This is a genomic window from Quyinboa sediminis, from assembly GCF_042219855.1.
In the GTDB taxonomy this organism is placed as follows: domain Bacteria; phylum Bacteroidota; class Bacteroidia; order Bacteroidales; family UBA5342; genus JBHJHP01.
In genome coordinates this window covers 562,151-570,428 of the sequence record NZ_JBHJHP010000003.1, presented here as the reverse complement: position 1 = coordinate 570,428, position 8,278 = coordinate 562,151, and the positions used below count along the sequence as shown (strand labels likewise).

The 8,278-nt window shown below is 41.9% G+C and carries 5 protein-coding genes; 2 read left to right on the top strand and 3 right to left on the bottom strand.

The genetic code is table 11. The features are described from left to right. The first annotated feature begins 545 nt into the window (after window positions 1-545). Complete coding sequence (locus ACE1EF_RS10330) at window positions 546-1,802, top strand: sugar MFS transporter (RefSeq protein WP_375720582.1); 1,257 nt, start codon at window positions 546-548, stop codon at window positions 1,800-1,802. Window positions 1,803-1,805: 3 nt separating this feature from the next. Here the strand turns inward: ACE1EF_RS10330 and ACE1EF_RS10325 are convergent, their stop codons facing one another. After that, window positions 1,806-2,231, bottom strand: a complete 426-nt coding sequence (locus ACE1EF_RS10325; protein ID WP_375720581.1) for an acetolactate synthase — start codon at window positions 2,229-2,231, stop codon at window positions 1,806-1,808. Window positions 2,232-2,275: 44 nt separating this feature from the next. Further along, complete coding sequence (locus ACE1EF_RS10320; RefSeq protein WP_375720580.1) at window positions 2,276-3,574, bottom strand: phenylacetate--CoA ligase family protein; 1,299 nt, start codon at window positions 3,572-3,574, stop codon at window positions 2,276-2,278. Window positions 3,575-3,848: 274 nt separating this feature from the next. On the opposite strand from ACE1EF_RS10320, the gene gltX reads away from it, so the two are divergent. Then, on the top strand, window positions 3,849-5,372 hold the full coding sequence (gltX, locus tag ACE1EF_RS10315; protein ID WP_375720579.1) for a glutamate--tRNA ligase: 1,524 nt from the start codon (window positions 3,849-3,851) through the stop codon (window positions 5,370-5,372). Here gltX and ACE1EF_RS10310 read toward each other — a convergent pair. After that, window positions 5,364-8,246 carry a glycoside hydrolase family 2 TIM barrel-domain containing protein gene (locus tag ACE1EF_RS10310; RefSeq protein ID WP_375720578.1) on the bottom strand — a complete coding sequence of 961 codons (2,883 nt, stop codon included), beginning with the start codon at window positions 8,244-8,246 and terminating at the stop codon, window positions 5,364-5,366. The two genes, gltX and ACE1EF_RS10310, sit on opposite strands and share 9 nt — an antisense overlap. Between the last annotated feature and the right edge of the window lie 32 nt (window positions 8,247-8,278).

Below are 8,278 nucleotides of genomic sequence, written 5' to 3'. Positions count from 1 at the left end.
ACTGAAGGTTTCTTACAACTCTTACTGTGAATGTCAATCAAGCCTATTCCGCGGATGCTAACCGAATCCATAATTATATTAGTACTTGCTGCATCCGCGAAAGAGAAAATGTTCGTGTCATTTCAAAAGAAGTGAGAAATCTTTATGTTAAGGACACTTCCGTAATTGCATGCATCTTTTATATGAATACCAGACTGAAGGTTTCTTACAACTCTTACTGTGAATGTCAATCAAGCCTATTCCGCAGACACTAACCGAATCCATAATTATGTTAGTACGTGCTGCATCCGCGAAGGGGAAAACGTTCGTGTCATTTCGAAAGAAGGTACGGGTGAAAGAGTGGGAAATCTATCTTTTAATACGCTATAAACTACCTGGTATTGGTTGTTCTAATACCCAAACTGTACCCACAGGTCGCTGTCATAGGAATAGTAACTGAAGAAAAACCCTCGTTTTTTTCATTTCTGATAACTATATTTGAACCATATTAATGAGTGTGCAACTTAAGGTTGTACCTCTGATCCACCAGCAATAAAAATAACCATATGCAAACATCTGCACGGAGTAAATTTCCTCCTATAATCATAATTGGTGCCCTGTTTTTTATTTTTGGTTTTGTAACCTGGCTAAACGGGATTCTTATACCTTACTTACAAATATCATGCGAACTGAGTAATTTCCAGGCCATGTTTGTTACATTCATGTTCTATATCTCGTATTTTTTCATGGCTTTGCCATCTGCCTGGATCCTGAAAAAAACAGGTTATAAGAACGGAATGATGATTGGTTTATTTATTATGGCACTGGGAACCATCCTGTTTATTCCTGCTGCTATTTCCCGAACCTATGCTGTTTTTCTTACGGGTTTATTCATCATGGGAACCGGACTGGCACTGTTGCAGACGGCAGCAAATCCATATGTTACTATTGTAGGTCCCATTGAAAGTGCCGCCAAACGGATCAGCATCATGGGAATTTGCAATAAACTTGCCGGAGCTATTGCCCCACTTATCCTGGCATATTATATTTTAAATGATGCCGACGCCTTAACAAAGAGCCTGGAACTCATGGGTGACAAAGAAAAAATAATAGCTCTGAATGAATTAGCCCGAAGAGTTATTGGTCCATATATGGTGATGACTGTGGCATTGATCGCCATGGGTATCGGGGTAAAGCTTTCACCACTTCCCCAAATAGAACCTGAGGAGAATGAAAGTCCTGCAGCAAATCACCATGACCGGAGCACTGTATTTGCGTATCCCAATCTCATTCTTGGAGTTGTAGCCTTATTCTTTTATGTTGGAGTTGAAGTCATTGCCGGAGACACAATTATTCGCCACGGTTCAGCCATGGGCATCAGTATGAATGTTGCTCAGACACTTACTTCCGTAACGATGATTTTCATGACTGTAGGATATATTATCGGCATTATAACTGTTCCTAAATATATAAGCCAGGAAGGTATATTAAAAATTTCTGCCTTTTCAGGTATTGTTTTTGCGCTGGCAGCAATACTGCTGAAAGGTGAAATATCTGTGATCTTTATCGCATTGCTTGGTCTGTCGAATGCCATGGTTTGGCCAGCGATCTGGCCACTTGCACTTAAAGGTCTTGGCAGGCATACAAATACGGGCTCTGCCATGCTGATCATGGCTATTCTGGGCGGGGCATTAATGCCATTATTGTGGGGCAAACTTTTTGATGTCTACAGCTCCCAGACTGCTTACTGGATTTTAGTTCCTTCTTACCTCTTTATCCTTTTCTATGCAGTTAGAGGGCATAAGATAAAAAGCGAACATTAGTTGCTACAACCGGTACAAATCGCTGGCAGCAATCAGTTCGAGTTTGTGTTCCTGTAAAACAGCAATACACTTCTTAACATTATCAGGTTTAAGAATAACATTTGCACTTTCATTAACAGAAAAAGCATACAGGTATTCTATTTCCAGACCTTCTCTGGAAAGGATTTGTAATGCCTTAGCCAACGCACCCGGTTCATTGGGACAACTCAGGCCGATAACCTCTGAAATTTTAACTGTAAATCCGGCCGCTTTCAGTACATTATAAGCTTCCTTAGGATCCGAAACGATCATTCTTAATATACCAAAATCGGATGTGTCTGCAAGTGTATAAGCTGACATGTTTATTCCGGCATCACCCAGAAACTGGGCCACTTCTGTTAACCTACCGGTTTTATTTTCCAAAAAAACTGAAAGTTGTTTCGCTATCATGATGGTATGTGTATATATCTTGTGTCTTGTGTCTTGTGTCTTATTTATATTTTCCTGTTATCAATTACACGTTTGGATTTTCCCGCTGTCCGCTCAATGGTTTTGGGTTCCACCAGCTTCACACTGACTGAAATTCCAAGGGTGGATTGAATATTATGCGTGATTTTCTTTCGCAGATTCTGCAAAACGCGAATTTCATCGGAAAAGAACTGCTCCTGTACCTCAACCAAAACGGTTAAAGTATCAAGCGTACCCTCTCTTTCCACAATCAGCTGATAATGTGGTTCTGTCTCGCTCATTTCCAGAAGCACACTTTCTATCTGAGAAGGGAATACATTCACCCCGCGTATGATAAGCATATCATCCGACCGACCGGTACACTTTTTCATTCGCACCAAAGTTCTGCCACACTTACACTTTTCAGAGTCCAGCGAAGTGAGATCTCTTGTACGGTAACGGATCAATGGCAGTCCTTCTTTGGTAATCGTTGTAAATACCAGTTCACCTTCACTTCCTTCAGGAAGAGGTTCCAACGTAACCGGATCGATAATCTCCGGAATAAAATGATCCTCATTAATATGTAAGCCACACTGATGTTCACATTCAAATGATACTCCCGGGCCAATGATCTCACTCAGCCCATAAATATCGATTGCTTTTATTTCCAGTTTCTGTTCTATCTCACGACGCATGGTTTCGGTCCAGGGTTCGGCACCGAAAACACCTACCCGCAAATTCAGTTTTTTGCGATCCAGTTTCTTTTCTTTGATTGCTTCTGCCAGAAAAAGGGCATAAGAAGGAGTACAGGCTATAACATTTGTTCCGAAATCTTCCATCAGCTGAAGCTGTTTATCTGTATTACCACCAGATATAGGAATAACAGAGGCCCCAATTTTTTCAGCCCCGTAGTGTGCACCCAGACCACCGGTAAATAATCCGTAGCCATATGCGATCTGAATAAAATCGTTTTTAACGACGCCTGCTCCTGAAAAAGTTCTAGCCATGACCTCGCTCCAGGTTCCGATATCTTTTCGCGTATATCCTACAACTGTTGGTTTTCCCGTGGTCCCGGAAGAAGCATGCAATCTTACAATTTCACTCATTGGAACGCTAAACATACCAAACGGATAATTATCTCGCAGGTCTGTTTTCAGCGTAAAGGGAAGTCTTTTTAGGTCATTAACAGATTGTATATCGTCGGGTGTAAGATTGAACTCCTGCAGTTTTTTCCTGTAAAATGGAGAATTGTGGTATACTCGTTCAATCATATCATGCAGGCGCTTCCCCTGAACAATTTCCATTGATTCACGGTCCATGCATTCAAACGTTTCATTCCAGATCATGTGAGGTAAATTTGTGTATCAGTAAAATGTTTTGGAACGTATAAAACTATAAAATAAACTGTTTCATAAAACAACCCGATTTAATTTAAAGCCGTTCTAAATTTATTTATCCCAACAGTATTTCAGTTTTATAAGCAACACAATAACTTTTCTAAAGATTTATAAACAAAGCCGGCACTAACTTTTTGAAAGCTTCTATTTTATTATCTTTGCCGAACTAAAAATCAGGTTAAACCAATGCTTCCGGGAGGGATTGCATTCATAAAATTAAGATATGTCAGACGTTCGCGTAAGATTTGCACCAAGTCCAACAGGCCCATTGCACATGGGAGGAGTAAGAACAGCACTTTTCAATTACCTTTTTGCCAGAAAACACAGGGGAACTTTTATTCTCCGGATTGAGGATACAGACCAGACTCGGTTTGTACCCGGAGCAGAGGATTACATTATTGAAGCATTAAAATGGTGTGGTATTTCTCCGGATGAAGGGTCTGGCTTCGGTGATGGTCCGTTTGCACCTTATCGCCAGAGTGAGCGGAAAGAGATTTACAAAACGTACAGTGAAAAACTGGTTGACAGCGGATGGGCTTATTATGCCTTTGATACACCTGAAGAATTAAACGATATCCGGTCGAAATACGAAGCCGAAAAAAACACATTTATATACAACCATACTACCCGTCAGAATCTGAAAAACTCACTCACGTTGAGTGCAGATGAAGTTATAGCAAAAATGGAAAACGGCGAACCATATGTTGTCAGGTTCAGGATGCCCGAAAATGAAACTGTAACAATAAATGATATTGTCCGTGGTGAAGTAAGTTTTAATTCCGGTGACCTGGACGATAAAATTCTCTTTAAATCAGATGGACTCCCCACCTATCATCTCGCCAATGTTGTGGATGATTACCTGATGCAAATATCGCATGTTATTCGCGGTGAAGAGTGGCTTCCCTCCCTCCCGCTCCATGCCTTGCTTTACAGGGCCCTGGGCTGGGAAGACAAAAGACCTGATTTTGCGCATCTTCCACTGATTCTTAAACCTGTTGGACAGGGAAAACTGAGCAAACGCGACGGTGATAAAATGGGATTTCCCGTATTCCCGCTACGGTGGAATGATCCTAAAACTGGCGAAATAGCATCGGGATACCGCGAAGACGGGTATTTGCCTGAAGCATTTATAAACATGCTGGCTTTATTGGGATGGAATCCCGGAACAGACCAGGAGATCTTTTCTCTTGAAGAACTGAGCAATCTTTTCACACTGGAACGGGTTGGTAAATCAGGATCTAAATTTGATCCGGAAAAAACTAAATGGTTCAATCACCAGTATCTTGTCAACCTTGATAATCACAAACTGGCGGGGCTGTATCTGCCTTTTCTAAAGGAAAAAGGAATTTCTGTTGGAGAAGAAAAGCTGGCGTATATCTGCGGACTGGTTAAAGAACGGGCAACCTTTGTGCAGGATCTCTGGGATCAGTCTTCATTTTTCTTTGCTGCACCTGAATCCTACGATGAGAAGACCGTTAGAAAGCGGTGGAAAGAACAAACTCCCGGCTTGATGAAACAATTAATCCAGGTGCTTGAAAACGTTGACGTATTTGATGCCGAACAGAGCGAAGAAGCAGTTAAAAACTGGATAACGGAAAATGAACTGGGCATGGGAGCTATCATGAATGCATTTCGCCTGGCCATTGTTGGTGAGGGAAAAGGCCCGCATATGTTTGATATCATTGCAGTAATTGGCAAAGAGGAGACGATAAGGCGCCTTAACAAAGCTATAGAAGTTCTACCATAAAAAGTTTCTGCGGGTGCTTTCAGATTTGATGGTCAGTTCACCGGGGATCAGTTTTCCGATATCAGCAACATGAAGATGGACAGAACCGGCTTCCCGTTTTGACCTGATAATTACCTGACATTTCCCGTTATATGTGGATTTAACCGGCCCCTGAAAACTTTCAGTGTTTTGCGGATCACCATTACCGATCCCAACAATTTCTCCGGGCCCATCCACCACGAAACTTAACGGAATCCTGTAATTAGGATTTAGCACACCTTTGTCGTCATGAATTTCAACATCCACATAGACAAGATCCTGTCCGTCGGCTACCAGAATGTCTTTTGAGGGTTTCAATACGATAACTGCCGGAAAACCGGATGTTTTTAAGGTAGATGTCGAAACCGTTTTCTGTTGATTAATTCCTGCCGCAACAAGTGTTCCGGGCTCATACCTTACCAGAAATGTAGCTGTGTTTTTCATTGCCGGTGTCATTTTTTTACCCGCTATCTCCTTTCCGTTACTGAATAATTTTACTTCATCACAATTCGAATATACCACAGCCTCAAAAAACAATGATTCATATCCCTTCCAGGTCCATACCGGACTGATATCATCCCAGCCCCATTCTATCTTTGACCGCTCTCCGAACACAGGTTTTGGGTTTCGGATAAAAAGATGCACCTCTGGTTTGGAACTCCAGAGTGTATTGCGGTAATACAATTGCGGACGTTTATTGCCGGTTATATCAAAATCACCACAGTATGAGATTGTCCACGGATACAATACATCCGGTTCACCCTGCTTACTGTACCAGCCTAAGCCGGCATCTCCAAGATAATCAAAAGCCGACCAAACAAAGTCGCCAATAACATATGGATATTTCACAACGCTTTCCCAGTAGTTCCATGCCTGATATGGATATGAAGCTGAATTCCAGATTACCCGTTCAGGAACACGTTGATGATCGGGAACATATGTTTCGGACTGGTAATTATAGCCGGCAAGATCAAGCAGATTAAAAAAGTTATCTGCGCGTTTCCATTCAGTTGAGTTCCTGCTTATACCAGCAGTTACAGGCCTTGTATTATCGTATTGTTTTATCTCATCTGATAATGCTTTAACCATATCTTCCACGCCCGGATCAAAACGTTCCGGAACGTCATCTCCCAAACTCCACATCATCACAGAAGGATGATTTCTGTCCCGCAAAACCACTGATGCAAGGTCTTTTTTCCAATTGTCATCAAAATACATATGATAATCCTGTGGCAAACGGGAGACGCGCCAAACGTCAAAAAGATCCTCCACAACCATTACTCCCAATTGATCGCATGCAGCAAGTAAAGCAGATGAAGGAGGATTATGAACTGTTCTTACAGCGTTGAACCCGGCATCCTTCAAAAGTTTAATTTTCCTAAACTCAGCTGCATCAAATGCCCTTGCTCCCAGTGCACCATTATCGTGCGGAAGGTTTCCTCCTTTCAGCACGACGGACTCACCATTAAGCATAAAGCCCTTATCCGCAGAATACGATATGTTCCTCAATCCAAACGATATGATGTGACCATCCATCGGTTTTAATCCTGAAAAAAGGGTTGAATGCAAGGTGTATAAATACGGATGCTCCGGATTCCATAATCTGGCATGGTCAATGTTGAGTTTCATATTAAACTCATGCGGTCCTCCGGCAAAAACATTTATCATCTTTTCCTGCAGTACAACTTCATTACCGTCAGCATCTTCAATCTGAACCAACCATCTTAACAAAGTTGTATCTTTGGTTATATTCTCAATGCCCGCAGTGAAATTTAAAATGGAAGATACGGTATCAACTTTAGAAAATTCCAATTTGCAGTACCGGTCATCATGAAAAATCTTCTCACTTTTCACAAGCCAGACATGACGGTAGATACCGGATCCGGAATACCATCTGCTGTTCCTCCCGGTATTTGTAACTTTTACTGCAAGCACATTATCTTCACCCGGTCTGATATATTCTGTGACATTATATTCAAATGGTGTATATCCATTATTGTGAATGCCCATCTTATGGCCGTTTATCCATACTTCAGCATCTTTATACACACCATCAAATTTAATCCGGAAGGCTCTGCTAATATCATTTTCACCCACATGAAACACTTTACGATACCAACCTATACCACCTACCGTATAACCGGTCTCCGGTCCACCTTCACTGTACGAATCAAAAGGTCCGCTTATTATTCGCACCGGCTTATCCCTGTAAATTCCCCCTTCGCCAGTCTCCCTGTAAACCCTAAGTGCAAGAACATTTCTGCCGTTATAGTTTATTGCTGATGGTGGGATCAGGTAAACCCGATCCTCATTTTTTGCCGATACAAATGAAGGTGGCATCTGCCCGCTTGATCCCACCAGCTTTCCGTTAACATATAGTTCGTCAGCCTCACCGATCTTACCAAGCTGAACAGAAATATTTTTACCTCTGTCCTCTTCTCCCAATACAACAGAACGTCTGTACCAGCCCCAGTTAGGTGCAACCTCAGGAAACGGATAGGACGACCAGTCCGCCGGTACTTCCACAAGATCCCAGTTCCCTTCAAAAGCGCTGTATTCTTTATACTCCGGATTATCTCCCCTGATGAATTTCCATCTTCCTGTGGAGAGATTTATCACTTTGTCGTTTTCATCGGACACGACCGGTAAATCTTCAATACTCCAATCGTGCGGTAAGTTTACAGCCCGCCATTTTTTATCATTAAAATCAGATTGTGCAGCTCCGGCAATGGAGCCTTTCCTGAATCGCCAGTCAAAATCGAACAAAACCGTCTCGCGCCCTGAAAACACCTGGGCATGCAACATGCTGATAATGCATGCAGAAAACACGATTATTGTTACAATTCGTCTGATCATGGTCACTCAAACAGAGATACCAATTTAGAAAA